General features: G+C 72.5%; 25 protein-coding genes and 1 pseudogene. 14 read left to right on the top strand and 12 right to left on the bottom strand.

Annotated features, from left to right (window positions below; translation table 11 throughout):
• Nucleotides 1-113: 113 nt before the first annotated feature.
• The 3 genes and pseudogenes from ELQ40_RS01170 to ELQ40_RS01180 all read left to right on the top strand — a co-directional run bounded on the left by ELQ40_RS01170 (nucleotide 114) and on the right by ELQ40_RS01180 (nucleotide 4130).
• A complete protein-coding gene (locus ELQ40_RS01170) occupies nucleotides 114-1508 on the top strand; it encodes a hypothetical protein (protein ID WP_127792025.1) in 1395 nt (464 codons plus the stop codon).
• A gap of 80 nt (nucleotides 1509-1588) precedes the next feature.
• A complete protein-coding gene (locus ELQ40_RS01175) occupies nucleotides 1589-2368 on the top strand; it encodes a cyclase family protein (protein ID WP_205649405.1) in 780 nt (259 codons plus the stop codon).
• Between the two features lie 77 nt (nucleotides 2369-2445).
• Nucleotides 2446-4130 (top strand): annotated as a pseudogene (locus ELQ40_RS01180) (thiamine pyrophosphate-binding protein).
• Between the two features lie 67 nt (nucleotides 4131-4197).
• On the opposite strand, the gene ELQ40_RS01185 reads toward ELQ40_RS01180, so the two are convergent.
• Nucleotides 4198-4677 (bottom strand): RimK/LysX family protein, encoded by a 480-nt coding sequence (locus tag ELQ40_RS01185; RefSeq protein WP_127792027.1) that lies wholly within the window; start codon nucleotides 4675-4677, stop codon nucleotides 4198-4200.
• A 26-nt stretch (nucleotides 4678-4703) separates the two neighbouring features.
• Here ELQ40_RS01185 and ELQ40_RS01190 point away from each other — a divergent pair, with 26 nt between their 5' ends.
• The gene (locus ELQ40_RS01190) at nucleotides 4704-5903 is read left to right on the top strand and encodes a RimK family alpha-L-glutamate ligase (RefSeq protein ID WP_127792028.1); all 1200 of its coding nucleotides are present in this window, start codon (nucleotides 4704-4706) and stop codon (nucleotides 5901-5903) included.
• A gap of 171 nt (nucleotides 5904-6074) precedes the next feature.
• On the opposite strand, the gene ELQ40_RS01195 is transcribed toward ELQ40_RS01190, so the two are convergent.
• Together ELQ40_RS01195 and ELQ40_RS01200 are read right to left on the bottom strand one after the other, a co-directional pair.
• Entirely contained in the window at nucleotides 6075-6437 is a 363-nt protein-coding gene (locus ELQ40_RS01195) for a GntR family transcriptional regulator (protein WP_127792029.1), read from the bottom strand.
• 11 nt (nucleotides 6438-6448) lie between these two features.
• Nucleotides 6449-6886: an Lrp/AsnC family transcriptional regulator gene (locus ELQ40_RS01200; protein WP_127792030.1), complete on the bottom strand. Its 438-nt coding sequence runs from the start codon at nucleotides 6884-6886 to the stop codon at nucleotides 6449-6451.
• 140 nt (nucleotides 6887-7026) lie between these two features.
• On the opposite strand from ELQ40_RS01200, the gene ELQ40_RS01205 reads away from it, so the two are divergent.
• Nucleotides 7027-7842: an LLM class F420-dependent oxidoreductase gene (locus tag ELQ40_RS01205; protein ID WP_127792031.1), complete on the top strand. Its 816-nt coding sequence runs from the start codon at nucleotides 7027-7029 to the stop codon at nucleotides 7840-7842.
• 64 nt (nucleotides 7843-7906) lie between these two features.
• Here ELQ40_RS01205 and ELQ40_RS01210 read toward each other — a convergent pair whose 3' ends face one another.
• Entirely contained in the window at nucleotides 7907-8647 is a 741-nt protein-coding gene (locus ELQ40_RS01210; RefSeq protein WP_127792032.1) for a DUF4097 family beta strand repeat-containing protein, read from the bottom strand.
• 170 nt (nucleotides 8648-8817) lie between these two features.
• Here ELQ40_RS01210 and ELQ40_RS01215 point away from each other — a divergent pair, with 170 nt between their 5' ends.
• Nucleotides 8818-10335 (top strand): peptide MFS transporter, encoded by a 1518-nt coding sequence (locus ELQ40_RS01215; RefSeq protein ID WP_127792033.1) that lies wholly within the window; start codon nucleotides 8818-8820, stop codon nucleotides 10333-10335.
• A gap of 33 nt (nucleotides 10336-10368) precedes the next feature.
• Here the strand turns inward: ELQ40_RS01215 and ELQ40_RS01220 are convergent, their stop codons facing one another.
• On the bottom strand, nucleotides 10369-11157 hold the full coding sequence (locus ELQ40_RS01220; RefSeq protein WP_127792034.1) for a hypothetical protein: 789 nt from the start codon (nucleotides 11155-11157) through the stop codon (nucleotides 10369-10371).
• Between the two features lie 110 nt (nucleotides 11158-11267).
• Here ELQ40_RS01220 and ELQ40_RS01225 point away from each other — a divergent pair, with 110 nt between their 5' ends.
• Both ELQ40_RS01225 and ELQ40_RS01230 read left to right on the top strand, forming a co-directional pair.
• Nucleotides 11268-12011 carry a polyprenol monophosphomannose synthase gene (locus tag ELQ40_RS01225; protein ID WP_127792035.1) on the top strand — a complete coding sequence of 248 codons (744 nt, stop codon included), beginning with the start codon at nucleotides 11268-11270 and terminating at the stop codon, nucleotides 12009-12011.
• 107 nt (nucleotides 12012-12118) lie between these two features.
• Nucleotides 12119-13372: an MFS transporter gene (locus tag ELQ40_RS01230; protein ID WP_127792036.1), complete on the top strand. Its 1254-nt coding sequence runs from the start codon at nucleotides 12119-12121 to the stop codon at nucleotides 13370-13372.
• A 1-nt stretch (nucleotide 13373) separates the two neighbouring features.
• Here ELQ40_RS01230 and ELQ40_RS01235 read toward each other — a convergent pair whose 3' ends face one another.
• The 3 genes from ELQ40_RS01235 to ELQ40_RS01245 all read right to left on the bottom strand — a co-directional run bounded on the left by ELQ40_RS01235 (nucleotide 13374) and on the right by ELQ40_RS01245 (nucleotide 16227).
• Complete coding sequence (locus tag ELQ40_RS01235) at nucleotides 13374-14300, bottom strand: AraC family transcriptional regulator (protein ID WP_164863436.1); 927 nt, start codon at nucleotides 14298-14300, stop codon at nucleotides 13374-13376.
• A 55-nt stretch (nucleotides 14301-14355) separates the two neighbouring features.
• Nucleotides 14356-15585: an ROK family transcriptional regulator gene (locus ELQ40_RS01240; protein ID WP_164863437.1), complete on the bottom strand. Its 1230-nt coding sequence runs from the start codon at nucleotides 15583-15585 to the stop codon at nucleotides 14356-14358.
• Nucleotides 15586-15648: 63 nt separating this feature from the next.
• Entirely contained in the window at nucleotides 15649-16227 is a 579-nt protein-coding gene (locus tag ELQ40_RS01245) for a TetR/AcrR family transcriptional regulator (RefSeq protein WP_127792039.1), read from the bottom strand.
• A gap of 72 nt (nucleotides 16228-16299) precedes the next feature.
• On the opposite strand from ELQ40_RS01245, the gene ELQ40_RS01250 reads away from it, so the two are divergent.
• Nucleotides 16300-16884: a dihydrofolate reductase family protein gene (locus ELQ40_RS01250; protein WP_127792040.1), complete on the top strand. Its 585-nt coding sequence runs from the start codon at nucleotides 16300-16302 to the stop codon at nucleotides 16882-16884.
• 78 nt (nucleotides 16885-16962) lie between these two features.
• Here the strand turns inward: ELQ40_RS01250 and ELQ40_RS01255 are convergent, their stop codons facing one another.
• Nucleotides 16963-17508, bottom strand: coding sequence for an alpha/beta hydrolase (locus ELQ40_RS01255; RefSeq protein ID WP_127792041.1), 546 nt, complete (start codon nucleotides 17506-17508; stop codon nucleotides 16963-16965).
• Between the two features lie 195 nt (nucleotides 17509-17703).
• Between ELQ40_RS01255 and ELQ40_RS01260 the strand changes: the two genes are divergently transcribed.
• The 3 genes from ELQ40_RS01260 to ELQ40_RS01270 all read left to right on the top strand — a co-directional run bounded on the left by ELQ40_RS01260 (nucleotide 17704) and on the right by ELQ40_RS01270 (nucleotide 19137).
• Entirely contained in the window at nucleotides 17704-18057 is a 354-nt protein-coding gene (locus ELQ40_RS01260) for a hypothetical protein (RefSeq protein ID WP_127792042.1), read from the top strand.
• Nucleotides 18054-18551 carry a hypothetical protein gene (locus ELQ40_RS01265; RefSeq protein ID WP_127792043.1) on the top strand — a complete coding sequence of 166 codons (498 nt, stop codon included), beginning with the start codon at nucleotides 18054-18056 and terminating at the stop codon, nucleotides 18549-18551. Before ELQ40_RS01260 ends, ELQ40_RS01265 begins: the two co-directional genes overlap by 4 nt.
• Nucleotides 18552-18672: 121 nt before the next feature.
• Nucleotides 18673-19137, top strand: a complete 465-nt coding sequence (locus ELQ40_RS01270) for a DUF4190 domain-containing protein (RefSeq protein ID WP_127792044.1) — start codon at nucleotides 18673-18675, stop codon at nucleotides 19135-19137.
• Between the two features lie 108 nt (nucleotides 19138-19245).
• Here ELQ40_RS01270 and ELQ40_RS01275 read toward each other — a convergent pair whose 3' ends face one another.
• From ELQ40_RS01275 to ELQ40_RS01285, 3 genes are all read right to left on the bottom strand, one after another.
• Nucleotides 19246-20709, bottom strand: coding sequence for an alpha-hydroxy acid oxidase (locus tag ELQ40_RS01275; RefSeq protein WP_127792045.1), 1464 nt, complete (start codon nucleotides 20707-20709; stop codon nucleotides 19246-19248).
• An 80-nt stretch (nucleotides 20710-20789) separates the two neighbouring features.
• Nucleotides 20790-21518 carry a FadR/GntR family transcriptional regulator gene (locus tag ELQ40_RS01280; protein WP_240665886.1) on the bottom strand — a complete coding sequence of 243 codons (729 nt, stop codon included), beginning with the start codon at nucleotides 21516-21518 and terminating at the stop codon, nucleotides 20790-20792.
• A 67-nt stretch (nucleotides 21519-21585) separates the two neighbouring features.
• Complete coding sequence (locus tag ELQ40_RS01285) at nucleotides 21586-22653, bottom strand: NYN domain-containing protein (protein ID WP_127792047.1); 1068 nt, start codon at nucleotides 22651-22653, stop codon at nucleotides 21586-21588.
• Nucleotides 22654-22794: 141 nt separating this feature from the next.
• Here ELQ40_RS01285 and ELQ40_RS01290 point away from each other — a divergent pair, with 141 nt between their 5' ends.
• Nucleotides 22795-23343, top strand: coding sequence for a DUF1707 domain-containing protein (locus ELQ40_RS01290; RefSeq protein ID WP_127792048.1), 549 nt, complete (start codon nucleotides 22795-22797; stop codon nucleotides 23341-23343).
• A 135-nt stretch (nucleotides 23344-23478) separates the two neighbouring features.
• Entirely contained in the window at nucleotides 23479-25101 is a 1623-nt protein-coding gene (locus ELQ40_RS01295) for a serine hydrolase (protein ID WP_127792049.1), read from the top strand.
• Nucleotides 25102-25183 lie beyond the last annotated feature (82 nt).

A 25183-nucleotide genomic window follows, 5' to 3' on the forward strand; every position in this document is an offset into this window, starting at 1 on the left:
CGCTCACGGCTGGTGAGGTGACGGAATCCTCCCTGATCTGCGGCCGAGATCAGGGAGGAATCCGTCACCTCGGCGGCACCGAGGTGCGCCGCCGGCCGGGTGAGAATGGGCGGGTGCCAATCGTCATCCAACGCACCGCAGCGCCGGTGCGCCGCTCGCCGCTCGCCCTGCTCGTCATGTCCGCGCTCGTCGGCATTCCGCTCGCCGGGGTCGTGGTCGCCGTGACGTCCGACCTGATCGGCGGGCAGTTCGTGATCGCCTGGGCGATCGCCGCGATCGTCAGCGCCGTGGTCACGCTCGTCGTGATGTGGTGCCTGTACCCCGCGGTGTCGGTCGACCTCGAGCGCGGCGGGCTCGTCCGCATCCGCTCGACCGATGTGCCGATCGCGAGCATCACCGGGGTGATGCGATCGATCTCGGCGAACGGTACCGCGCAGTACCTGCACTACCGCCTGCGCTCAGGGCTCGGCCCGTCGGCGCGCGTGCTCGTCGTCGGACGGCCGTTCAGGGGCCTGAGGCTGGACGAGGCGCAGGCGCTTCGACTGCTGTTCGAGCGCTCGGGGCTGCCGGTCAGCGCGACCGGCACGAGCGCGGAGGCCGACCTGCTCCGGGGCGATGTCCACGCGAACCTCGGCGCGGCCGAGCTCGGTCGCGAGGCGCTGCTGATCGAGCTCGACCACGTCATCCACGGGCTCGGCGGGCCGGCTCCGGATGCCGCGGATTCCGGGCCGGCTGCGACGCCGGCCGCGGATGCTGCGGCTACGCCGGGCCCGAGCCCCGCTCCGGATGCAGCGTCACCCGCTCCCGGCCCCGGCGCCGGCGCCGGCACGGCTGCGGACGCGATCCCCGTCCTCGCCCCGGGACAGCAGCAGCGGCTCGAGGAACTCGTCGCCGCGCTCGAGGCCGACGATGCCGAGGCCGAGCGGCGCATCGCCGCGGCTCCCCGCGGGTGGGCCGTGCTCGCCCGCGTCGCGGGCTGGACGGTCGTGCTCGCCTGCGCCGCCTTCTTCGCGGTACTCGGATGGGGCATCGTCCAGGGTGCGGTGGTCGGTGCAACGGCCATCGAGCCGTCGCTCCTGCTCTGGTCGACGGTGGTCGGCCTGGTCGCCCTGGTGGTCTGGGCGGCCGCGGCGGATGCCCGCGCACGCGCCCTGCAGGCCCTCGGCGCCCGATGGCTCGCCGAGCATCCGGCCAATGCCGAGCGGGGATTGCCCGGACCGCTCCTGCCCGCGGCGCTCGACACGGCGAACCGGTTGCTCGCGATCGGCTCGTACGGCGGGTCGACGCTGGGCGGGTTGGGCCTGCTCGTCGGCATCGGGATGATGGCGACGAACGACGGCGACGAGATGATCCTGGCACTGGGCGTGGGGCTGACGGTGTTCGGCGCGATCGCGCTCGGCCTCTCGATCTGGGGGTTCGTCGCCGCGCACCGTCGGCGCCTGCGCGTCGCCTCGCGCTTCGCGTCGCTCGCCGGTCGCCGGGGCGAGCTCGCGTACGGAAAGGTCTGAGCGCCCGGCGAGCCGCTTGCGCAGCGGGCCGCCTCCCGGGGACGCTGGACCAACCCCGTTCCCGGCCCCGAAGGATGACGATGTCCGCACTCTCCGAGTTCTCCGCCGCGCTCGCCGCCGGGTCGATCCGCGTGATCGACCTGACGAACCGGCTGTCCGCCACGACCCCGGCGCTGCGGCTCCCGGACCCGTTCGCGAACCTGATCGACTTCAGGCTCGAGCAGGTGAGCGAGTACGACGAGCCGGGGCCGTTCTGGAAGCACGCGAACATCCACACGGGCGAGCACATCGGCACCCACCTGGATGCCCCGGTGCACTGGATCTCGGGTCGTGACGGGCACGACGTCTCCGAGATCCCGCCCGCGCGCCTGATCGGCCCGGCGGTCGTCATCGACAAGACGGCCGAGGTCGCCGAGAACCCCGACTTCCTGCTCGAGGTCGACGACGTGCTCGCGTGGGAGGCCGAGCACGGCCCGCTGCCCGAGAACGGCTGGCTGCTCTACCGCACCGGCTGGGACGAATTCGCGGACGACCAGGACGCGTTCCTCAACGCCGACGAGACCGGTTCGCACACGCCGGGCATCTCGGCGGCGTGCGCCGAGTGGCTCGCGACGGAGCGACCGATCTCGGGCTTCGGCGTCGAGACGGTCGGCATCGACGCGGGTCGCGGCGCCGAGCTGGACCCGCCGTTCCCGGCGCACTACCACCTGCTCGGGCACGACAAGTACGGCATCACCTCGCTCCAGCGCCTGGCCGACCTGCCCGCGACCGGGGCCGTGCTGGTCGTCGCCCCGCTGCCGATCGTCGGCGGCTCGGGGAGCCCGACGCGCGTGCTCGCGCTGGTCGCGGACGCGGCGTGAGCGAGGCATCCGCCATCGTCGACGCGGACCCGGGATCGGACGACGCCGATACGGCAGCCGTCGACGACGCCGAGCGGATGTCGGTCGCCGAGCTCGTCGGCCGGGCGCTCGCGCGGCTCGGCGTCGGGGCGTGCTTCGGGGTCGTCGGCTCGGGCAACTTCGCGGTGACGAACGCGCTGCGCGCCGCCGGGGTCGACTTCGTCGCGGCCCGGCACGAGGGCGGCGCGGCGATGATGGCGGATGCCCACGCACGCATGTCGGGGCGGGTCTCGCTGCTCTCGGTGCACCAGGGCTGCGGGCTCACGAACGCGACCACGGGCATCGGCGAGGCGGCCAAGAGCCGCACGCCGATGATCGTGCTCGCCGCCGAGGCCGGGGCCGCCGCGGTGACCTCGAACTTCGCGATGGACCAGGATGCGCTCGCGCGCAGCGTCGGCGCGGTTCCCGAGCGGGTGCGCTCGGCGGCCTCGGCGCTCGCCGACGTCGTGCGCGCGTTCCGCACCGCCCGCGACGAGCGGCGCACCGTCGTGCTCAACCTGCCGCTCGACGTGCAGGCCCAGCGCGTGCCCCCGTCGGTCGCGACGGCGCTCCGCGCGCTCGTGCCGCCGCCGGCCGTCGCCCCGTTCGGCCCGCCGCGGCCTCGGTGGAGGCGCTCGCGGACCTCGTCGAGGCATCCGCTCGCCCGGTGTTCGTCGCGGGCCGTGGCGCCCGCGGTGCCGGACCGGAGCTGCGTGCGCTCGCCGCGCGTTCGGGCGCCCTGCTGGCGACGTCCGCCGTCGCCAACGGGCTCTTCGAGGGCGACGACTTCGCGCTCGGCATCTCCGGCGGCTTCTCTTCGCCGCTCGCGGCCGAGCTGATCGCCGAGGCCGACCTCGTCGTCGGCTGGGGCTGCGCCCTGAACATGTGGACGATGCGCCACGGCGCCCTCATCGGCGAGGACGCCCGCGTCGTGCAGGTCGACGACACCGGCGCGGCGCTCGGGGCGCACCGGAGGATCGACCTCGGCGTGCTCGGCGACGTCGGCGCGACGGCCGACGACCTGCTCGCCGAGCTGCGTCGACGCTCGGGCGACGAACCGCGCCCCGGGTACCGATCGGCGTCGCTCGCCGACCGGCTCGCGGCATCCGTCCGCTGGAACGACACGGCAACACCCGACCTGTCGGGCACGGATGCCTCGGGCGACACCCGCATCGACCCGCGCGTGCTGAGCGCCCGGCTCGACGACCTGCTGCCGGCCGAGCGGATCGTCTCGATCGACTCGGGCAACTTCATGGGCTACCCGAGCGCGTACCTCCGGGTTCCCGACGAGTTCGGGTTCTGCTTCACGCAGGCGTTCCAGTCGATCGGCCTGGGGCTCGGCACGGCGATCGGGGCCGCGCTCGCACGACCCGACCGGCTACCGGTGCTCGGCACCGGTGACGGCGGGTTCCTGATGGCGATCTCGGAACTCGAGACGGCCGTGCGCCTTCGGCTGCCGCTGGTGGTCGTCGTCTACGACGATGCCGCGTACGGCGCCGAGGTGCACCACTTCGGGCCCGCGGATCCATCGGCCGACCTCGGCACGGTGGTGTTCCCCGACGTCGACCTCGCGGCGATCGCCCGGGGGTACGGTGCGAGCGGCCTCACCGTCCGCTCGGTCGCCGATCTCGAGGCGGTCGCGGAATGGCTGGCGAGCGAGCCCACCGCGCCGCTCGTCATCGACGCGAAGATCGCGTCGGACGGCGGGTCGTGGTGGCTGCAGGAGGCGTTCCGGGGGCACTGAGCGGAGGCGCGGGCGGGGTCTCGATACGCTCCTTCGTCGCTACTCGACCCACGGTGCTGGGGGCGCCCTACTCCCGCCCGCGGTTGCGGCGGCGCACCTGGCGCGGCGCGCGGCCGCCCAGGAACGATCGGCCCGCGTCGACGAGGAACCCGCCCCGCAGCGCCTCGCGGCCGATGAGCATGCGGAAGCCCATCTCGTCGCGGTTCGTCAGGGTGACCTCGGCGGTGACCGTGCCGTCCAGCAGCACGACGTCCATCAGCACCACCAGGCGCTCCTGCGTGTGCCCCGTCGAGCTGCGGATCACGCGTCGATCGTGCACCGGCAGCTCGACGGTCGCGGCATCCTCGGCCGTGTCCTGCCACGGATGGATGCTGAACCGCACCCAGTCGGAGCCGTCCCGGGTGAACTCCTCGAGGTCGAACGCGTGCAGCGCCGACGACCTGGCGCCGGTGTCGAGCTTCGCCTTGATCCACTCGACGTCGGCCTGGGGCAGGCGCACCCATTCGCGCCATCCGGCGATGGTGTTTGAATGGGGAGTCTGACTCATCCGAACCATCATGGCAGGGGCCATCTGTGAAACTTGCGATCCTCTCGCGCGCCCCGCAGGCGTACTCCACCCAGCGACTCCGGGCTGCAGCGTTGCAGCGCGGACACCGCGTCAAGGTGCTGAACACGCTGCGCTTCGCGATCGATCTCGCCGGACCCGAACCCGACCTCCAGTTCCGGGGCCGTCCGCTGTCCGACTACGACGCGGTGCTGCCGCGCATCGGCAACTCGATCACGTACTTCGGCACGGCCGTCGTGCGGCAGTTCGAGCAGATGGACGTGTACACGCCCAACACCGCGAACGGCATCACCAACGCGCGCGACAAGCTCCGCGCGAACCAGATCCTGTCGCGGCACAACATCGCGCTGCCCCCGACCGCGTTCGTCCGCAACCGCGCCGACGTACGGCCTGCGATCGAGCGGGTCGGCGGCGCCCCGGTCGTCATCAAGCTCCTCGAGGGCACGCAGGGCATCGGCGTCATCCTCGCGCCGCAGGTGAAGGTCGCCGAGGCGATCATCGAGACGCTGCACTCGACGAAGCAGAACGTGCTGATCCAGAAGTTCATCGCCGAGAGCCGGGGCCGGGACATCCGTGCACTGGTCGTCGGCGACCGGGTCGTCGCGGCGATGCGACGGGTCGCGTCGGGTGACGAGTTCCGCTCGAACGTGCACCGCGGCGGCTCGGTCGAGCCCGTGTCGCTGACCCCTGAATACGAGCTCGCGGCGGTTCGCTCCGCGCAGATCATGGGGCTCAAGGTCGCCGGCGTCGACATGCTCGAGGGCGCCGACGGCCCGCTCGTGATGGAGGTGAACTCGTCGCCGGGGCTGCAGGGCATCGAGACCGCGACCAACCTCGACGTGGCCGGCGCGATCATCGACTACATCGCCAACCAGGTCGCGTTCCCAGAGATCGACGTGCGCCAGCGGCTCACCGTCTCGACGGGGTACGGCGTCGCCGAGCTGCTCGTGCACAACGACGCCGACCTCGTGGGAAAGACGCTGGGGGAGTCCGGGCTGTGGGAACGGGACATCACCGTGCTCACGCTGCACCGCGGCACCAACGTGATCCCGAACCCGCGCAAGGGCGTCGTGCTCGAGGGCGAGGACCGCCTGCTGTGCTTCGGCAAGCTCGAGGAGATGCGGTCGATGATCCCGGAGCGGCGCAAGCGCCGCGCGAAGGTGCGTCGTCTGCCGAAGGAGCCGATCCCGGCGGCGCCGACCGAGTAGCGCGGTCAGGTGCCGATCCGCAGCGCCGCGCGAAGGTGCGTCGTCTGCCGAAGGAGCCGATCCCGGCGGCGCCGACCGAGTAGCGCGGTCAGGTGCCGATCCGCAGCGCCGCGCGAAGGTGCGTCGTCTGCCGAAGGAGCCGATCCCGGCGGCCCCGACCGAGTAGCGCGGTCAGGTCCCGATCCGCAGCGCCGCGTCGACGAACTGCAGGGCGTCGTCGATCGGGATGCCGTGGCGGCGCACGAGCTTCGCGTACTCGGCCGCGGCGGTCTGCACGGCCTGATGGCCGACGTCGCCGTGGGCGGCGACGAACGTGCCCGATCGCCCCTTCGTCTCGATGACGCCGTCGTGTTCGAGCTCGCGATACGCGCGCGCGACCGTCCACACGGCGACGCCGAGTTCCTCGGCGAGGGCGCGCACGGTGGGCAGGCGCTCGCCGACGGCGAGGCGGCCGTCGCCGACACCCTCGACGACCTGCGCGCGTACCTGTTCGATCAGCGGCACGGATGACTCGGGGTGGACGATGAAGCGCATGGGCGACCCCCTCAGTCGCGCTGCCGGTTCACGAGGCGCGACAGCACGATCGCGCTGCGCGTGTGGTCGACGTTCGGGGCGATGCGCACCCGTTCGAGCGCGTCCTCGAGCGACGTGATGTCGCGTGCGCGCATGTGCACGATCGCGTCGGCGCTGCCGGTGACGGTTCCGGCATAGACGACCTCCGGCACGTCCTGCAGGATGCGCCGGAGCTCCTCCGGGGCGACCGTGCCGCGGCAGAAGAGCTCGACGTAGGCCTCGGTGCTCATCCCGTCGACGGCGGGGTCGACCTGGATGGTGAAGCTGCGGATCACGCCGTCGGCGACGAGGCGGTCGACGCGCCGCTTCACGGCCGACGCGGACAGCCCCACCGACGAGCCGATGTCGCCGTACCCGGCGCGAGCGTTCTGGCGCAGGAGATCGAGGATCGCGCGGTCCAGGTTGTCCATTCGGCGAGTGTATTGCGATCTGTTGCGCGCGAATAGGGTTCGGCGCTGAATTCGTGCGCGTGATGCGCACGGAGCCACAGCATCCGGAGGATCCGGCTTCGAGTGCCGGACCCCTCCGCGGCCCGACCTAGGCTGGCGAGATGAGTGCAGATTCCCCCATCCGGCTCGGCGTGCAGGTGCAGCCGCAGCACGCGCAGTACCAGGCCATCCGCGACACCGTGCTGCGCCTCGAAGACCTGGGCGTCGACATCGTCTTCAACTGGGACCACTTCTTCCCGCTCACCGGCGACCGCGACGGCCTGCACTTCGAGGCGTGGACCATGCTCGGGGCCTGGGCCGAGCAGACCGAGCGCATCGAGTTCGGCTCGCTCGTCAACTGCAACTCGTATCGGAACGCCGACCTGCAGGCCGACATGGCCCGCACGCTCGACCACATCAGCGCGAAGGGCACGGGAACCGGCCGATTCATCTTCGGCACGGGCAGCGGGTGGTTCCAGCGCGACTACGACGAATACGGATACGAGTTCGGCACGGTCGGCTCGCGCCTGGACGACCTCGCCGAGGCGCTCCCGCGGGTCCGTGCCCGCTGGGCGAAGCTCAACCCGGCGCCGACGCGGGAGATCCCGATCATGATCGGCGGCAAGGGCGAGCAGAAGACGCTGAAGCTCGTGGCGCAGCACGCCGACATCTGGCACTCGTTCGTGTCGCCCGCCGACCTGCCGCACAAGCTCGACGTGCTCCGGCGGTGGGGCGACGAGGTCGGCCGCGACGTGTCGGGCATCGTCGTCTCGAACGAGCTCGAACGCTCGCGGTTCGACGTCGAGCACGCGCAGGCGCTCCACGACGCCGGCGTCCGCCTGTTCACGCTCGGCATCTCGGGGCCCGGCTACGACCTCACGGTCGTCCGCGACTTCCTGCGCTGGCGTGACGAGCGCAACGGACGCGCCGCCGCCTGAGCGTCGTGCGGCGGACGCGCCGCCGCCTGAGCGTCGTGCGGCGGACGCGGTCGGCCGGCTCCGCTCAGCCCGCCTCGCCCACCCGGATCGACCCGTTGGACGTGCGCAGGTCGAACGTGAACTCGCCGTCGGGGTCGTTCGCGAGGTCGACCTCGACCCCGCCGTTCGAGGTGGCGGTGTCCACGCGATAGCTCGCGGGCGGCGCGTCCACCTCGATCGACCCGTTCGACGTCTCGGCGGAGACATCCTGCGGCGTCTCGAGGTGCAGTTCGATCGCACCGTTGGACGACGCCGCCCGGATGCCGCCACCGGTGAGGCCGCGACCGACGACGCGTCCGTTCGAGGTCGACGCCTCGACGCTCCCGGTCACGCCGTCGAGCTCGACCAGGCCGTTCGAGGTGGACACGTCGACGTCGTGGACGCCCGAGAGCTCGACGGCGCCGTTCGCGGTGCTGCCCGAGACGTCCAGGCCCTCCGGGACCTCCAGCACGTACTCGGCGGAGCAGTTCCGGCCGCAGCCGTGCAGCACGAGGGTGCCGCCGTCGACCTCGTGCGTCGCGTCGAACGACCGCTCGGCGCCGAAGTAGTGCAGGGTGCGTTCGATCGAGACCTCGGTGGCACCGGCCACGCCGCGCACCGTGACGGCGCCGGCGGGGTCGTCGATCTCGATCGCGGTCACCGCGTCGGTCACGACGGCATCGTCGGCGTGGGTCTGCGGCGGCCCCATGAACCAGCATCCGGACAGTCCGAGGGCGGCGGCGAGGACGACCGCGCTCGCGGCGATCGTGCGGGTGGTGGCGTGCATGGGAACCCTCTGCTCTCGGTGCATCCGCACCGTCGGCTCCGACGCTATCGGCGGCGGGAGCCTGGCGCCCGGGGGCTGACCCCCGGGACCGTGGGTCCGCGCACCCCCTGACGCGCGCAACCCCCGACGAGCGATCGCGGCGCGCGCACCGCGAGGACTAGGCTGCGCGCATGGGCAGGGTCACCGAACCGGCCCCGGGGGAGTACGGTCCGCCTGAGCCGGGCGTGGACGACGGCGGCGAACGCGACACCCGGGGCGACCACGGCTTCTTCGGGCAGCCGCGGCCGCTCGTGCACATCTTCGGGGTCGAGATGTGGGAGCGCTTCAGCTTCTACGGCATGCAGGGCATCCTGCTGCTCTACCTGTACTACTCCGCGGCCGAAGGCGGCCTCGGCATGGACCAGACCTCCGCCGCCGGCATCGTCGGCGCCTACGGGGGAGCGGTCTACCTCTCGACGATCCTCGGCGCGTGGCTCGCCGACCGCCTGTTCGGCAGCGAACGCGTGCTGTTCGTCTCGGCGATCGTGATCATGGCCGGACACATCGCGCTGGCCGTGCTGCCCGGCTTCGTCGGCGTCGCGGTCGGGCTCGTGCTGGTCGCGCTCGGTTCGGGCGGACTGAAGGCGAACGCGACGAGCGTGGTCGGCACGCTGTACTCGGCCGGCGATCCGCGCCGCGACGCCGGGTTCTCGATCTTCTACCTCGGCATCAACCTGGGTGCGTTCCTCGGCCCGATCGTCACCGGTGCGCTGCAGTCGACGGTGGGGTTCCATTGGGGGTTCGCGGCCGCGGCGGTCGGCATGGCCATCGGGTTGATCCAGTACGCGTTCGGCCGCAAGGGGCTCCCGCCCGAGGCATCCGTCGTCCCGAACCCGCTGCCGCCCGAGCGGCGGCTGCTCGTCATCGGCATCGGGATCGGCGGAGTCGTCGTGATCGCCGTCCTGGTGCTGACCGGGCTGATCACGGCGGAGAACCTCGTGACCTGGGTGATCGGCGCGACGGTCGCCGCGACGGTCGCGTACTTCATCGTGATCCTCGGCAGCAGCCGCATCAGCGCGGTCGAGCGCCGCCGCGTGGTCGGGTTCATCCCGCTGTTCATCGCGAGCGTCGCCTTCTGGTCGCTCTACCAGCAGCAGTTCACGGTGCTCACGATCTACTCCGACGAGCAGTTGAACCGGGATCTGTTCGGCTGGGAGATGCCGGTCTCGTGGGTGCAGTCGATCAACCCGATCTTCATCATCATCCTGTCGGGCGTGTTCGCGGCGATCTGGACGAAGCTCGGCGACCGCCAACCGTCGACGCCGATCAAGTTCGCGCTCGGCACGGCGATCATGGGGCTGGCGTTCCTGCTGTTCCTGCCGTTCGCCGGCGGCGGCGCGAACTCGACGCCGCTGCTGTGGATGGTGCTCATCCTGTTCGTCTTCACGGTCGCCGAACTGCTGCTCTCGCCGGTGGGGCTGTCGGTGACGACCAAGCTCGCGCCCGCGGTGTTCCACACGCAGATGGTCGCGCTGTTCTTCCTCTCGGTGGCGCTCGGCACCGCGATCGCGGGACTCCTGGCCGAGTTCTACACCGTCGTGGAAGAGGCGACCTACTTCGGAGTGCTCGGCGCGATCGCGATCGTGCTGGGTGCCGGGCTCGCCGTCGGCAGCCGGGGCGTGCTCAAGCTCATGTCGGGGGTGCGCTGAACGGCGCACAGGTGCGCCGCGTGCAGGCCCGCGTCACTCGGCGACGACGCTGTCGAGGGTGACCGTGCCGTCGGCCGACCACGTCACGGCGAGACGCGGGAACGCGCCCGAGGCCGGAAACTCGACCTCGAGCCCCTCCTCGGGGAACCGGCCGTTCTCGGTGCAGGCGCCACCGCCCATGGCCTCCCTGGCGCCGACATCGGTCGACACCATGAACACTTGGACGCAGAGGTCGACGTCGTCACGGGAGCCGAAGATCTGCACCCCGTCGGAGCGGGTCGCGAGCAGGCGGTACGCGGGCACGCCGTTGCCCTCGTCGAAGCGCGCGGGAAACGGCGGCTCGTCGCTCGGCACGGCCTCGCGCGAGAACACCTTCGCCGCCTCGGTGTCGCCCGCGAACTCCAGCGACTCGAGGTACTCGGCCTGCGTGCGGGGCTCGGCGGACGCGCCCGGCGTCGGGCCGGGCGTCGGCGCGCCCGGTGCGCTGCCGCCCGTCGCGGCGCCGAGCTGCCAGCCCACGACGCCGCCCACGAGGAGCGCCGATGCCGCCGCGATGACGGTGATGCGGGTCCAGGTCCGTGACCCGCGCTCGGCGGCCGCGGCCTCCGGCGGCGCCTGCGAGGCGTCGGATTCGGGTGCGTCGGCGAGGTGCTCCGATCCGGCGTGCTCCGCTTCGGCGTGCTCCGCCGTTGGAGCGGCCTGTGCCGAAGCCCCGCCGGCGCTCGCGGCGAGCTCGCGGAGCGCGGCTTCGCGCTCCGCGTCGGTCGCCCCTGCACCGAAGGCGATCCGCTTCAGCTGCGTGGTCGGGTGTTCGTCGTCCATGTCGCCTCCGCGTCGAGTCGCCGGAGATCGTGCCGGGTTCCAACAGGATGCCGCAGCCGAGGAGCCGCAGCAATCCGGGCAGGCCGCCGCGAACGGCTACGATGCACGGGATGCCCGGAACCCTCGTGGTGATTCCCACGTTCAACGAGCGCGAGAACCTCGCCGCGATCATCGGTCGCGTGCGCGCCGCGGCGCCGGAGGCATCCGTGCTCGTCGTCGATGACGCGTCGCCCGACGGCACCGGAGCGCTCGCCGAGGAGATCGCCGCGTCGGATGCCTCGGTCCACGTGCGGCACCGGGCGGGCAAGGAGGGGCTGGGAGCCGCCTACCTCGACGCGTTCGCATGGGCGCTCGACCGCGGCTACGACGTGATCGTGCAGATGGACGCCGACGGCTCGCATCGACCTGAGGACCTTCCCGGCCTGCTGCACGCCCTCGACGCGGACGCCGCGACGCCGGCGGACCTCGTCATCGGCTCGAGGTGGATCGACGGCGGTCGCATCGAGAACTGGCCGAAGCGCCGCGAGTGGCTGTCGCGCGGCGGCAGCGCCTACGCGCGACGTGCCCTGCGGGTGCCGACGCGTGACACGACGGCCGGGTACCGCGCGTTCCGCGCCGACGCGTTGCGACGGATGCCCCTCGACGACGTGCACACCCGCGGCTACGGGTTCCAGGTCGACATGCTGTGGCACGCGCACGAGGCCGGGTTCCGAGTCGTCGAGGTGCCCGTCACGTTCGTCGAGCGCGAGCACGGCCGGTCGAAGATGACGATCGGGATCGTGGTCGAGGCGATGGCGAGGGTCACCGCGTGGGGCATCCGATCGCGATTCGCGCGGCGCGGCACCGGCGACTGACGGATGCCCCCCGCGCGGTCCGGACGATTCGTCGGGTCGTCGCGACGAACGGTCGGGCGTCGGACCGCGCCGCTCGGGAGGCTGGAACCGACCCCGAAGGAGGCGCCATGCCGACCGAATCCCCGAGCACCGGCTCGACCACGCTGCCGCACCCGTCGCCGCACACGGCGGCTTCCACCGGGCACAGCTCGTCCGGCGCACCGACCGGGTCGCGCGCCCGCTGGGGCGCCGTCGTCGCGCTCGCGCTGGGCATCTTCACGCTCGTCGCCAGCGAGTTCCTTCCGGCGAGCCTGCTCTCGCCGATCGCGGCCGACCTCGGGGTGACCGAGGGGGCTGCCGGGCAGCTCGTCACGGCGACGAGCGTCATCGGCATCGTCGGGGGGCCGCTCGTGGTCTCGGCGCTGCCGCGCCTGGACCGGCGCTGGGTGATGGCCGGACTGACCACGCTCGCGATCGTGTCGAACGTGCTGGTCGCGATCTCGCCGGCCTTCGGGCTCATGCTCGCCTCGCGGCTGCTGCTGGGCCTCGCGATCTCGGGCTTCTGGGCGATGTCGCTGGCGGTGACCGCGCAGCTCGTGCCGGCCGGCAGCCTCGGGCGTGCGATGACCGTCGTCAACACCGGTGTCTCGATCGCGACCATCGCGGCGGTCCCCGCCGGGGCATTCCTGGGCGAGCTGATCGGTTGGCGCGCGGTGTTCCTCGGCGCTGCCGCGGCGGGGGTGATCGCGCTCGCCGCCCAGCTGTTCACGCTGCCGTCGGTGCCGCCGACCGGTGCCCCGGGCTTCGGCACGCTGGCGCGGACGGCGGCGAGGCCGGTCGTCGCGCTCGGCATCCTCTCGATCGTGCTCGTCGCCGGCGGCCACTTCGCGAGCTTCACGTACCTGCGACCCGCGTTCGAGACCGTCGACGGGATCAACCCGGCACTCCTCGCGGCGCTCCTCGCGGTGTTCGGCGTCGCCTCGTTCGTCGGGAACCTCGCCGCGGGTCCGCTGGCCGACCGCCGGCCGGCGGTCCTCGTGATCGCCGCGCCGACCCTGATCGGGGCCGCGACGGTGCTCTTCGCGATCTCGGGCCAGCACCTCGCGGTCGCGGCCGTCTCGGTCGTCGTGTGGGGCGTCGGCTTCGGGGCGGTGCCGACCATGGTCCAGACGTGGATCGCGCGCGTCGCTCCCGACCGCCTCGAGAGCGCCGGCGGGCTCGTCGTGATGGCGTTCCAGATCGCGATCACCGTCGGGGCGGCGGTCGGCGGACTGCTCGTCGATGCGGTGGGCATCCAGGCGGTCCTGCTCGCCGGAGGCGTCGCGGCGGTGGCCGGTGGGCTCGTGCTCACGGCCGCGTCACCGCGCGGCGTCCGGGCCTGACTCAGGCGACCGCAGGCACGGCCTGGAGGTCGTCCCCGATGGGCGCCGCCGATCCGACCCGCACGGCCTGCTCCCGTTCGCGGCGCCACCGGCTCGGGGCCACGCCGCTGTGGCGGCGGAAGGCACGGCTGAACCCGTCCTCGCTGTCGTAGCCGAGTCGATAGGCGATACCGCTGACCGGTTCGCCGTTGCGGAGCATCCGTTCGGCGTGCGTCATCCGCACCCGGGTGACGTACCGGGCGGGCGTGTCCCCGATGGCGGCGCGGAACTGCTCGGCGAACTGCGACCGGGAGGCGTGCGCGACTCGGGCCAGTGCGTCGACCGTCCACGGCGATCCGGGTTCGGCATGGATCGCAGCGAGCGCGAGGCCCAGGCTGTGGTCGTTCGCCGCCGCGAGCCACGGCCGTGCGCTGCCGCAGCCGTGCTCGAGCCAGAACCGCACCGCGGCCGAGACGGCGACGTCGGTGAGTCCGGCGACCACGGCACTCGAGCCGGGGCGCGCCCGGCCGGCCTCGGCGGCGATCGTGTCGAGCACCGAGGCGAGGCCCGGCTCCTGACGCCGGAAGTCGTACGAGAAGAGCACGTCGGGCATCGCGCGGATCATCAGGGGATGCGTGCCGAGCAGCTCGACCGAGGCGCTGAGGAGGCGGGTGTCGCGTTCGGCGCGGATCACGATGCTCCCGCCGCGCGGCAGGAGCGCGAAGCTGCCGCATTCGATGCGGTACACGACGTCATCGTGCACGAGCTCGATCTCGCCCGACAGCACGAAGTGGAACCGCGTGCCGGCGTGGTCTTCGACCGAGGCGGCCCCGGCTCCGAGTCCACGATGCGTGAACGCCTGCAACGACCAGTGCAGGTGGTCCATGAGCCGGTCGATCGTCGCCGCGTCGTCGATCGCCGCGCCGCGTGGTCGGGGGTCCTCGAGCATGCACATGAGGGGTGCAATCGTCGCGGGCCGCTCGCCATTCCCGCGACGGGACATCTCAGCCCGCGAGGCGCATCGGTTCGGCGAGCAGGCGGGCGCGGGCGCGGCTGCGCGCGCCGATCAGTGCCGACTCCGGTCCGGCGGCGGCGGCGACGATCAGCGGGATCGAGCTGATCGCGCCGCCCGCGATGGTCGGCCGGTTCTCGCGGAACGCGGCGTCGATGTCGTCGAGGTGCCGCCCCCAGTACCCGCCGACCACGATCACGGTGGGGTCGACGGCCGGAACGACGACCTGCAGGGTGCGACCGATCCAGAGGGCCGCGTCGAGCCACGCCCAGCGGGCGCGGTCGTCGGCGGCGTCGATACGGCGTTCCAGTTCGGCGACGGCGGCGACACGTCCGGCGCCGGCGTCGAGGTCGGCGAGCCCGGCCCGTTCGAGGACATGGCCCGGGTCGGCGACGGTGGCGAGGCATCCCCGCTGTCCGCACGCGCAGCGCACGCCGTTCGGCACGATCGGCAGGTGTGCGATCGAGGCGGCGAGGCCGTGTGCGCCGCGCATCGGCCGATCGTCGACGACGATCGCCGCCGCGACCGCCGCGTCGCCCTCCAGGTACAGCAGGTCGGTCACGCCCAGCGCGGATGCCTCGGCCGATGCCGATGCGATCGCCGACGGCAGCAGCACGATCGGCTGCGGGAGGGTCTGCTCGAGATCGGCGAGCACCGCAACCCTCGCGCGGAGTTGGGCGAGCACGTCGAGCGGCTCGTCGCCGAAGCGCGCGCCCTCGACGACGACCGCGGGGCTGCCGGCGACCGCACCGTCGACGAGCACGGTGAGGTCGGCGACCGGCGTGCCGCGTCGTTCGCTCGACGCGACGGCCCGGGTCAGCACGGCGGCGAGCAGGTCGAGCACGAGCGCTGGGGCGGCGTCGGGCCCGTATGGCTCGGTGAACCGGGCGACCTCCGTGCCGTCGAGGGTCGCCACGGTGGCGATCGCCTCGTCGGCGGCGAGCTCGGTGGTCAGCAGGACGTGGTGGGCGGCGACGAGGGCGAGCGGGGTCGCGCGGCCGTCGGCGGGATCCGGTTCCTCGGTGAGCACGCCGGCGTCGAGCAGGCGGGCGATGACGCCGGTCACGGCGCTGCGGCCCAGGCCGGTGGCGGCGGCCAGTTCGCTCCGCGTCGAGGGTCCGTGGTCGACCAGGTGGTCGAGCAGGAGGATGGAGTGCTGGAGGCGGGCGCCGTCGAGGGGGGCCGACTCGGGTGGGGCGGGGGGATCACCCAGCTGCGTCATGGATGCAAGCATGCGGGCAGCGCGCCCGCGGGGCACGTCCCCCGAACAGGGGGTGTCGCTCGGTCAGTCGCCGTCCCGGGGAAGCAGTCCTGCCACCAGCGCGTCGACGATGTCGTCGGTCGAGGCGTCGGGGTCGATCGGGCTCGTGAGCCGGTCGAGCAGCAGGCCGTCGATCGCATAGTGGAACAGGGCGACCTCGCGTCGCCCGCCGGGCAGGCCCGCGCCGACGTTGAACGCGACGTCGGCTTCGAACCCGGCGCGTTGCCAGGCGCCGAGCACGGCGGCGAGTTCGGGGCGACGGCTCGACTCGATCCGGAGCTCGAAGAGGGCGATCGTCACTTCGCGCTCGGTCGTCAGCCTTCGGACGATGTCGCGGAGGTAGTCGGCGAAGAGTTCGCGGCTCGGCGGCTCGGCCCCGCGTCGGTCGAGGTCGTCGGGCGTCGGCGCCAGTCGTTCGCCGATGCGCGAGACGAGCCCGTCGATGAGCGCCTCGCGGCTGCGGAAGTAGTTGGAGGCCGTGCCGGTCGGCACCCCGGCGGCGAGGTCGACCGCGCGGTGGGTGAGCCCGCGCGAACCCTCGCGGGCGAGCACCGTGAGGCCCGCGTCGGCCAGCATCCGGCGGCGTTCCTCGTTCTTGGCCATGGCTCGATGGTAGCGGAACCACTACAGGTGATGTACATTGCTGATCACTACACCTGTTGTGATTGGAGCATCATGCGAGAACTCGTCTACTACGTCGCCGTGTCGCTCGACGGATACATCGCGGCCCCCGACGGCCGGTTCGACGACTTCCTCTTCGAGGGCGACCACATGGAGGGCATCAACGCGCGGTACGCCGAGACGATCCCCACCGACATCGCCGCGGCCGTCGGCATCGAGCGATCCGACGACCCCGTGTTCGACACCGTGCTCATGGGCTGGAACACGTACTCCGTGCCCGGTGCGCCGGCCAGCCCCTACCGGCACCTCCGGCAGGTCGTGTTCAGTCGGACGCACGCCGACGACGACCTCGGGGCGCCCGAGCACCTCGAGGTCACCGCGGAGGATCCGGTCGAGGTCGTGCGCCGACTCAAGGCCGAGCAGGGCCGGGCGATCTGGCTCTGCGGCGGCGGCGAGCTCGCCTCGGCGCTGATCGGCGAGATCGACCGGCTCGTGCTCAAGCGGCAGCCGCTGCTGTTCGGCGCGGGAATCCCGCTGTTCGCGCCCGGGGCCTACGAGCCCCGGCTGTTCACCGAGGTCGAGACGACCGTGTACCGCACGGGGGTCGTGTTCTCCGAGTTCGAACGTGTGCGGGCCTGAAGTGAGCGGTGCCCGGCGCCTGCCGGGCACCGCTCCGCCGCGCCGGTACGTCCGTGACGGATGACCGGCCCGCGTCGCTCAGACCGCGGAGCGCAGTTCGGCCGCGAAGTCCTCGAGCAGCGCGCGGCCCTCGGGCCAGTGCCCGATCCCGCTGAGCGCGTTCAGGTGGCCGTGTGCTCCGGCCACGACCAGCCGCGCCTCGAGGTCGGCGGCGAAGCCCGCCACCGCGGCGAACGGGCCGAACTCGTCGTCGGTGCTCGCCACGACGACAGCCGGCACGCCGATCGGGGTCGGCCGGACGGGCCGGAACGAAGCGGCCGCGTCGGGGTACCGCGGGCCGTCGACATCCGGCACCGCGACCAGGAACACCCCCGCGCACGGCGGTGCGTCGGGTGCCGTGAGCACGTCGACGGCGGCGAGGCATCCGAGGCTGTGGGCGATGACGATCGCATCGGGGCCCGCCGCGACGATCGCGGCGCGGAGCGCGCGACGCCAGTCGTCGCGATCGGGCGCCGTCCACGACGCGGGCGCGAAGCGCACGAGCCCCGGGTCGGATGCCTCCCACAGCGTCTGCCAATGCTCCGGACCCGACCCGTCGATCCCGGGTACCACCACGCCGTTCATGTCGTCACCCTCCGGTCGTCGCTTCGACCATCATCGAGCGCGAGCCCGCACGGACACCGCGAGGATCCGGCCGCAGGTCGGCGAGATCCCGCCACGGCGGACCGCGGTCGGTCGTGTCCGCAACCCCTTGACCGCGTGGTCCTCCCGCGGATACCACGGTAGGGAGCCCGATCCACGGGCAGCGGGAGGCCGACCATGTCGATCCGACTGAACGAACCAGCCCTGCGCCAGGCGCGTGCCCTCGTCCGCGACGGGAAGGTCGTGCGAGACGAGCCCGGCGACTGGAGCGAGCACGCCCCGACGGCCGACGCCGAGAACCGGTTCGTCGACGCGCACGGCTGGACCGAGTTCCGGCACTGGTACCTCGGGATCGACGACGACGAGAACCCCGAGACCAAGGGGGCGTACTCGTTCCCGTACGGGGACCTTCGGCGCGTCCGTCGCTCCGGGGTCATCGCCATCGAGAGCCGTGCCGGCCAGTTCGACCACGACGAGATCCGCGACGCCGCGAAGCGCCTCCTGGACCTCATCGACGAGGGGGAACCGTGACGAAGCGGATGAAGCGGGAACGCAGGGTCGCGAAGGACGCGATCGCGGCCGCCAAGGCCGCCCGAAAGGAGGCGCGCCGGCTCGCAGGCTCGCTGCCGACGGGCACGCCCCGGCGGGCGCGGATCGAGCGTGTCGCCGAACAGGCCGGTGCCGCGCTGCGCATCGCCCGCTCCGAGCGCAGGCGGGATCCGCGCCGGGCGTTCAGCCTCGCCTCGCTCACGGCCCTGCGGCTGGAACGGTCGGCACGTGGCGGCACCGCTGCGAGGGTCGGCCGGGTGCCGATCCGACGCGGTCGTCCGGTTTCGATGGAGGACCGGCTCGACGCGCTCGAACGCACCGAGGCGCGCGCCAAGCTCATCAAGCGGCGTCGCAAGCAGTTCGACCAGGCGCAGAAGATGGCGAAGTTCGCGGCCGTGCACACGATCGGCCAGGCCATCACGGCCCCCACCGACGAGGAGCGGGCCGAGTCCTCACGCCCCGGCGGGCGGGCGTGACGCGAGACGTCGCACCGGCGGCCATCCACAACGCGCGAGGAAATCCGACCGCCGAGTCCGGTTGACCACTACGATGCATGAGCCGGACGCTCGATCCGGATTCCCGACACGAGGAGACACCGTGACCGATCCTGCACAGCCGCCCGTGCCGCCCTCCGGCGAGCCCGTTCCGCCGGCACAGCCGCCCGTTCCGCCGGCCCCGCCTGCGGCTTCCGTTCCGCCCACCGCGCCCTCGCAGCCCGTTCCGCCGGCCCCGCCGGCACCGGCCGGTGCGCCGGCCGCCAACCCCGACACCTTCCCGGGCAAGACGCTCGGCATCGTCGGCCTCGTGCTCGCGATCCTGATGCCGCTCATCGGCCTCATCCTGAGCATCGTCGCGAACTCGCAGTCCAAGAAGGCCGGCTTCAAGAACGGTCCGGCCAAGGCCGGCATCATCGTCGGCGCGATCCTGCTCGTGATCGGGGTCATCGTCACGGTGATCGTGATCATCATCAGCATCGCGGCCGTCGGCTCGCTCGCCGACATCTGCTCGGAGCTCGGCCCGGGCGTCTGGGACGTCGACGGCGTCACCTACACCTGCAACTGAGCTGACCGCAGGCACTTCACGACGGATGCCCCGGGGCTCGCTGGAACCCAGCCGAGCCCCGGGGCATCCGTCGTTCCGCCGCCTCGCCGACACGGGCCGGCTGACGCGTTACGCCTTGGGCGACGCGGGGGTCGAGGAGCGGCGCGGCTTGGCTGCGGCCGACTTGGCTGCGGCCGACTTGGCTGCGGCCGGCTTGGCCGTGGTGCCCGGCTTCGCCGCGGCCGACTTGGCCGCCGCCGGCTTCGCCGCCGTGCTGCGCGGCGACCGGACGGTCGTCGGCTTCGAGGCGTTCGCCTGCTCGGCGGCGGCCTGCACGGGCCGCGCGACCGGCTGCAGTCGCGCGAGCTGCGTGACGTGCTGCGGACCGAGCTCGTCGAGCGTCGAGACCTCGAGCAGCTTCATGGTGCGCTCGATCTCGGTGCGCAGGATCGAGATGGTCTTGTCGACGCCTCGGCGGCCGCCGGCCATGAGGCCGTACAGGTACGCGCGTCCGACGAGCGTGAACCGGGCGCCGAGCGCGACCGACGCGACGATGTCGGCGCCGTTCATGATGCCCGTGTCGAGGTGCACCTCCAGGTCGGAGCCGACCTCGCTCACGACGTGCGGCAGCAGGTGGAACGGGATCGGGGCCCGGTCGAGCTGGCGACCGCCGTGGTTCGAGAGCACGATGCCGTCGACGCCGCGGTCGGCGAGCAGCTTCGCGTCCTCGACGGTCTGCACGCCCTTGACGACGATCCTGCCCGGCCACATCGAGCGGATGATGTCGAGGTCGTCGAACGAGATGGTCGGGTCCATCGCGGCGTCGAGCAGCTCGCCGACCGTGCCGCCGGTGGTCGACAACGACGCGAACTCGAGCTTCGGGGTCGTGAGGAAGTTGATCCACCAGGCCGGTCGCGGGATCGCGTTGACGACCGTGCCGAGCGTGAGCTGCGGCGGGATCGAGAAGCCGTTGCGCTTGTCGCGCAGGCGCGCCCCGGCGACGGGGGTGTCGACCGTGAAGAACAGCGTGTCGAACCCGGCGGCGGCGGCGCGGCGGGTCAGTTCGTACGAGATCTCGCGGTCGCGCATCACGTAGAGCTGGAACCAGTTGCGACCGTTCGGGTTCGCGGCCTTGACGCCCTCGATCGACGTCGTGCCGAGCGTCGACAGCGTGAAGGGGATGCCCGCGGCGGCCGCGGCGCCGGCGCCGGCCGTCTCGCCCTCGGTCTGCATGAGCCGGGTGAAGCCGGTCGGCGCGATGCCGAACGGCAGGGCGCTCGGGCCGCCGAGCACCTCGCGAGTCGTGTCGACGACGGGCACGTTCCGCAGCACCGACGGGTGGAACTCGACGTCCTCGAACGCCTGGCGGGCACGGCTGATCGACAGTTCGCCCTCGGCCGCGCCGTCGGTGTAGTCGAACGCCGCCTTCGGCGTGCGGCGTTTCGCGATCGCGCGGAGGTCGGCGATCGTCATCGCCTTCTCGAGCCGCCGGTCGGTGGGGTCGAGCGTCGGCGTCTTGAACTGCATGAGCTCGAGGATCTCCGCCGGCTTCGGGAACTGCCGCTGCACGGCGGGGGAGGGCTTGCGGGCCATGTCGTCTCCTGGTCTGGGTGCGTGGGTCTGGATGCGTGGTCTGCGGTGCTTCGGTGGGCGCTCCGGCGAGCCGCCGGCGGTCAGTCGCCGAGCGAGATCTCGGCGTAGTACCCCGAGATGTGGTCGTGGATGCGGGTGCGCGCGAGCGCGGCATCCGTCGCCCGGATCGCGTCGACGACGCCGCGGTGCTCGCCGCGCAGCCGGCCGCGCGTACTCGCCCAGTCGGCGATGCGCGCGAGGCCGTCGAGCGCGTACGCCTCGATGCCGCCCCGCAGGCCCGCCATCGTCGCGGTGATCACCTGGTTGCCGGATGCCTCCGCGAGCGCGAGGTGGAACTGCGCGTCGAGCGCGAGGAACTCGGCCGGGGTGAGGTCGTCGTCGTCCATCGCGTCGAGCAGGCGGTCGGCGTCGGCGAGATCGCGGGCCGGAGCGGCATCCGCCAGTTCGCCGACGACGGATGCCTCGAGCGTGAGACGCGTGCGCACGATGTCGCGGACGGGGAAGCCGCGCGCGGCGACCTGGAGGCGCATGAGCGAACTCATCGCCCCGCCAGGCATCGCGATGATGATCGCGCCGGCGTTCGGGCCGGAGCCCGTCGCCGTGCGGATGAGTCCCATCGCCTCGAGTACGCGCAGCGCCTCGCGCACGCTCGAGCGCCCGACGCCGAGGTCGGTCGAGAGCGCGCGCTCGCCGGGGAGGCGGTCGCCGGGTGCGAGGTCACCGGCGATGAGCCGCGCTTCGATGTGCTCGAGCACGGTGCGCCAGGCGCGCGAGGGGGTGGCGGCGGTGTCCTGCTGCTCGATCGTCACGCGCGTTCCTCCCATGTGGTCCGACCACGCTACCACGTGTGGTCAGACCATGGGTGTCGCGGGGGCGTCAGTCCTGCTTCGGCCGCACCCGGATCTTGTTCGCGGCCTCGTCGAGCTCCACCACCCCGCCGCGCGACTTCACGAAATCGGTGAACGAGTCGAAGCCGAGGCGCCGCTCCTGGAACGACGGATCCATCCGCAGCATCTGGCTCTTCACGGCGCCCGTGGCCTGCCATTCCTGGTCGTTCTTCGCCCGCATCAGCTCCAGCGCCTTCAGCATCAGGCGGCTCGGGTTGCGCGACGGGGGAGAGGACTCGGGTGCCTCCGCCGCGGAGAACGCCACGGCCAGGCCCTTCGCGACGGGAACCTCGGGGGCCTCGGCGGAGGCCTCGGGCGCCTCGGCGGCGTCCGCCGCTCCGGCCTTCGCCGCGGTCGTCCCGTCGGAGCTCGCCCGGCGGCTCCTCCCGCCGCGGGAGCGCTTCGGGGCGGCGCCGGCCTCGGCCGGGGCATCCGCGCCGGTCTTCGCCTTCGCCTGCGCCTCCGCGTCGGCGGCCTCGTCGGCATCGACGGTGTCGTCCGTCGACAGCAGCGCGTCGTAGTCGGCGTACTCGTCGCACGCGGCCATCAGCGCCCGGCTGGTGCCGCCCGCGACGCCGATGCCGACGACGTAGCGCCCGAGGCGCTTGGCCTTCTGCGCGAGCGCGACGTAATCGGAGTCGCCCGCGACGATCACGATGTGGGTCAGGTCGTCGAGCCGGAACAGGTCCTCGACGGCGTCGACCGAGAGCCGGATGTCGGCCCCGTTCTTCGTCGCCGACAACGGGAAGAGCTGCACCAGGTCGACGGCCCGGTTGATGAGCTGCCCCCGGTAGCTGGCGTTCACCGGGCTCGACCAGTCGGCGTAGGCGCGGGCGAGCGCGATCGTGCCGAACGTCGCGGCGAAGTCGAGCACCGCGTCGACGTCGACGGTCGCCTCGACGAGGCGCTCGGCCGTCTTCGTACCGGCGGCCGGCGCCTTGGAGCGCGACGTGTCCTTGCGGTACGAGCTGTCACCGTGCAGCTGGTCGTAGCGGGAGATGACGATGTTGTCGAAGTCGAAGTAGAGGGCGACGCGGGGTTCCACCTGAGCGGCCATGGCGACGAGCCTACGCCGGACGGCTGTGACGGCACCGGGAGGCGGCTCTTCGCAGTCTCGCTCCTCGCGGTCTCGATTTCCGGTCTCGCGGTTTCCCGGCCCGCTCTTCCCGGCCGGAGCGAACTGCGGGATGCTGGGTCGATGGTCGACTACGCGAATCCCGCCCGCCCCCAGGAGCGCCTCGGCACGCGCGAGCGCGAAGACGCCGTCGCCGCCCTCGGCACCGCGCGCGACGAAGGCAGACTGACGCCCGACGAGTTCGACGAGCGCGCGGCATCCGTGCGTTCCGCCGTGACCTGGGGCGATCTGGCGCCGCTCTTCGACGACCTGCCCAGGTCGGCCGCCGACGGCGGCTCGCCGAACCTCACCCCGCCGCCCGTCCCGCCGGAGTGGACGGCGACGACGCCGCAGTCGAGCTGGAACGCGAGCCAGCCCGGTTGGAACGCCCCGCCGCCCGGACGTCACCCGGGCCACCCGCGCGGTGCCGACGGCTGGGGCAGCGGCCGCGCCCTCGGCGGACCGTGGGGCGCGACCATCATGGCGTTCATGCCGTTCCTCGCGCTCGGCCTCTTCTTCATCGCCGGGTTCGCGTGGGACGGCTGGGCCTGGGCATGGCTGTTCTTCCTGCTCATCCCCATCACGGGCATCGTCATCTACGGCCCCGCCTCGGAGGCCCGGCGCGGTCGCTGATCGCGGGGGACGGCGCGGGCGCTGATCGCGGGGAGGGCGCCCCGGGCCTGCCCCGAATGCGGGGCAGACGGTCCGTTCCACTCCCCGATAGGCTCGCGACGTCGCCGGTCAGGGGTCGCCGGTCAGGGGGAGATCATGACGCTTCGTCGCACGCGCACGTCTGCAGTGACCGTCGGGGCGATCGGCATGATGGCGCTCGGCGCTGTCGTGCTCGCCGGCTGCGCTCCGGAGCCCGAGCCGTACGCGCCGCGGGTGAGCGCCGACGGCCCGCCACCCGGCGACGCCGTCGAGGGCGCGGAGGGCGGGCTGGACGCAGCGCTTGCGGCCTTCCCCGACGACATCGCCGAGATCATGGAGACCTCCGGGGTGCCGGGAGTCGCGGTCGCGGTCGTGCAGGGCGACGAGCTGCTGTTCGCCGAGGGGTACGGCGTGCGTGAGCTCGGCGAGGACGCGCCCGTCGACACGTCGACCGTGTTCCGCATCGCCTCGATGTCGAAGCCGATCGCGGCGACCGTCGTCGCCTCGCAACTCGACGACGAGCTGACCTGGGACACCCCGGCCGCGCAATACCTGCCCGGGTTCGCGCTGGCCGACCCGTGGGTGACGGAGCAGGTCACGATCGGCGACCTCTTCGCGCACCGGTCGGGCCTGCCGCCCGCGGCCGGCGACGACCTCGAGGACGTCGGGTACGACCGTGAGTACGTGCTCGACCACCTCGACCTGCAGCCGCTCGACCCCTTCCGCACCACCTACCACTACGCGAACTTCGGCCTCACCGCGGGCGCCGAAGCGGTCGCGAACGCGGTCGGCACCGACTGGGCGACCCTGTCGGACGAGGCGCTCTACGAACCGCTCGGCATGGACTCGACGAGCTCGCGCTACGAGGACTTCGAGGCGCAGGAGAACAAGGCCGCCATGCACGCCATCGTCGACGGCGAGTACGAGCAGCTCTACGACCGCGACGCCGACCCCCAGTCGCCGGCCGGCGGCGTGAGCTCGAACGTGCTCGACCTCGCGAAGTGGATGTCGCTGCTCATCGGCAACGGCACGTCCTCGGGGGAGGAGCTCGTCGATTCCGCCGCGCTCACCGCCGCGTTCACCCCCCAGGTGGTGTCCGGCCACTCGTCGGACTCCGCGCTGCGCGCGAGCTTCTACGGTTACGGGTTCAACACGGGCGTCGATCCGACCGCGCACACCACCTACAGCCACTCCGGCGCGTTCAGCGAGGGCACGGCGACGAACTTCCAGGTGGTGCCGGCGCTCGGTCTCGGGGTCGTCGCGATCACGAACGGTTCGCCCATCGGGGTGCCCGAGGCGATCGTCAGCACGTTCCTCGACCGGGTGCAGTTCGGCGAGCCGCACCGCGACTGGCTCGCCGACTACGGCGTCGCGCTCGGGCACTACATGGAGCCCGTCGGCGACCTCGCCGGTGAGGAGCAGCCGACGGATGCCGCCGCGCCCGGCCAGCTCGACGCGTACGCGGGTACGTGGGCGAACCCGTACTTCGGCGATGCGGTCGTCACCGTCGAAGGCGAGGGGCTCGTCGTCCGGCTCGGCCCCGACGGCGGGTACGAACTGGAGCTCGAGCCGTGGGACGGCGACGTGTTCGCCTTCGTGCCGCACGGCGAGAACGCCCCATGGGGCTCGAAGTCGTCGGCGACCTTCGACCTCGCGGGCATCGCCGACACGATGAACCTGCAGTTCTTCGACGCGAACGGGCTGGGCACGTGGACCCGGCTGGGGATCGGCGGGCCCTGACCGAGGCATCCCGCTCCGCAGGTCCGATCGGAATCCTCAGGAGATCCCGGGAGATCGCCCACCCAGCGGATGCATCGTGCCC

Source organism: Agromyces sp. LHK192, from assembly GCF_004006235.1.
GTDB lineage: Bacteria > Actinomycetota > Actinomycetes > Actinomycetales > Microbacteriaceae > Agromyces.

Bases quoted from the DNA above. Each gene is read 5' to 3' on its own strand.
- ELQ40_RS01250 (WP_127792040.1), top strand. From the start codon at position 16,300: ATGCGAGAACTCGTCTACTACGTCGCCGTGTCGCTCGACGGATACATC.
- ELQ40_RS01275 (WP_127792045.1), bottom strand. From the start codon at position 20,709: ATGGCCCGCAAGCCCTCCCCCGCCGTGCAGCGGCAGTTCCCGAAGCCG.
- ELQ40_RS01215 (WP_127792033.1), top strand. From the start codon at position 8,818: ATGGGCAGGGTCACCGAACCGGCCCCGGGGGAGTACGGTCCGCCTGAG.
- ELQ40_RS01185 (WP_127792027.1), bottom strand. From the start codon at position 4,677: ATGAGTCAGACTCCCCATTCAAACACCATCGCCGGATGGCGCGAATGG.
- ELQ40_RS01235 (WP_164863436.1), bottom strand. From the start codon at position 14,300: ATGCTCGAGGACCCCCGACCACGCGGCGCGGCGATCGACGACGCGGCG.
- ELQ40_RS01220 (WP_127792034.1), bottom strand. From the start codon at position 11,157: ATGGACGACGAACACCCGACCACGCAGCTGAAGCGGATCGCCTTCGGT.
- ELQ40_RS01210 (WP_127792032.1), bottom strand. From the start codon at position 8,647: ATGCACGCCACCACCCGCACGATCGCCGCGAGCGCGGTCGTCCTCGCC.
- ELQ40_RS01200 (WP_127792030.1), bottom strand. From the start codon at position 6,886: ATGGACAACCTGGACCGCGCGATCCTCGATCTCCTGCGCCAGAACGCT.
- ELQ40_RS01230 (WP_127792036.1), top strand. From the start codon at position 12,119: ATGCCGACCGAATCCCCGAGCACCGGCTCGACCACGCTGCCGCACCCG.
- ELQ40_RS01225 (WP_127792035.1), top strand. From the start codon at position 11,268: ATGCCCGGAACCCTCGTGGTGATTCCCACGTTCAACGAGCGCGAGAAC.
- ELQ40_RS01205 (WP_127792031.1), top strand. From the start codon at position 7,027: ATGAGTGCAGATTCCCCCATCCGGCTCGGCGTGCAGGTGCAGCCGCAG.
- ELQ40_RS01240 (WP_164863437.1), bottom strand. From the start codon at position 15,585: ATGACGCAGCTGGGTGATCCCCCCGCCCCACCCGAGTCGGCCCCCCTC.
- ELQ40_RS01195 (WP_127792029.1), bottom strand. From the start codon at position 6,437: ATGCGCTTCATCGTCCACCCCGAGTCATCCGTGCCGCTGATCGAACAG.
- ELQ40_RS01175 (WP_205649405.1), top strand. From the start codon at position 1,589: ATGTCCGCACTCTCCGAGTTCTCCGCCGCGCTCGCCGCCGGGTCGATC.
- ELQ40_RS01285 (WP_127792047.1), bottom strand. From the start codon at position 22,653: ATGGCCGCTCAGGTGGAACCCCGCGTCGCCCTCTACTTCGACTTCGAC.
- ELQ40_RS01245 (WP_127792039.1), bottom strand. From the start codon at position 16,227: ATGGCCAAGAACGAGGAACGCCGCCGGATGCTGGCCGACGCGGGCCTC.
- ELQ40_RS01255 (WP_127792041.1), bottom strand. From the start codon at position 17,508: ATGAACGGCGTGGTGGTACCCGGGATCGACGGGTCGGGTCCGGAGCAT.
- ELQ40_RS01290 (WP_127792048.1), top strand. From the start codon at position 22,795: ATGGTCGACTACGCGAATCCCGCCCGCCCCCAGGAGCGCCTCGGCACG.
- ELQ40_RS01260 (WP_127792042.1), top strand. From the start codon at position 17,704: ATGTCGATCCGACTGAACGAACCAGCCCTGCGCCAGGCGCGTGCCCTC.
- ELQ40_RS01295 (WP_127792049.1), top strand. From the start codon at position 23,479: ATGACGCTTCGTCGCACGCGCACGTCTGCAGTGACCGTCGGGGCGATC.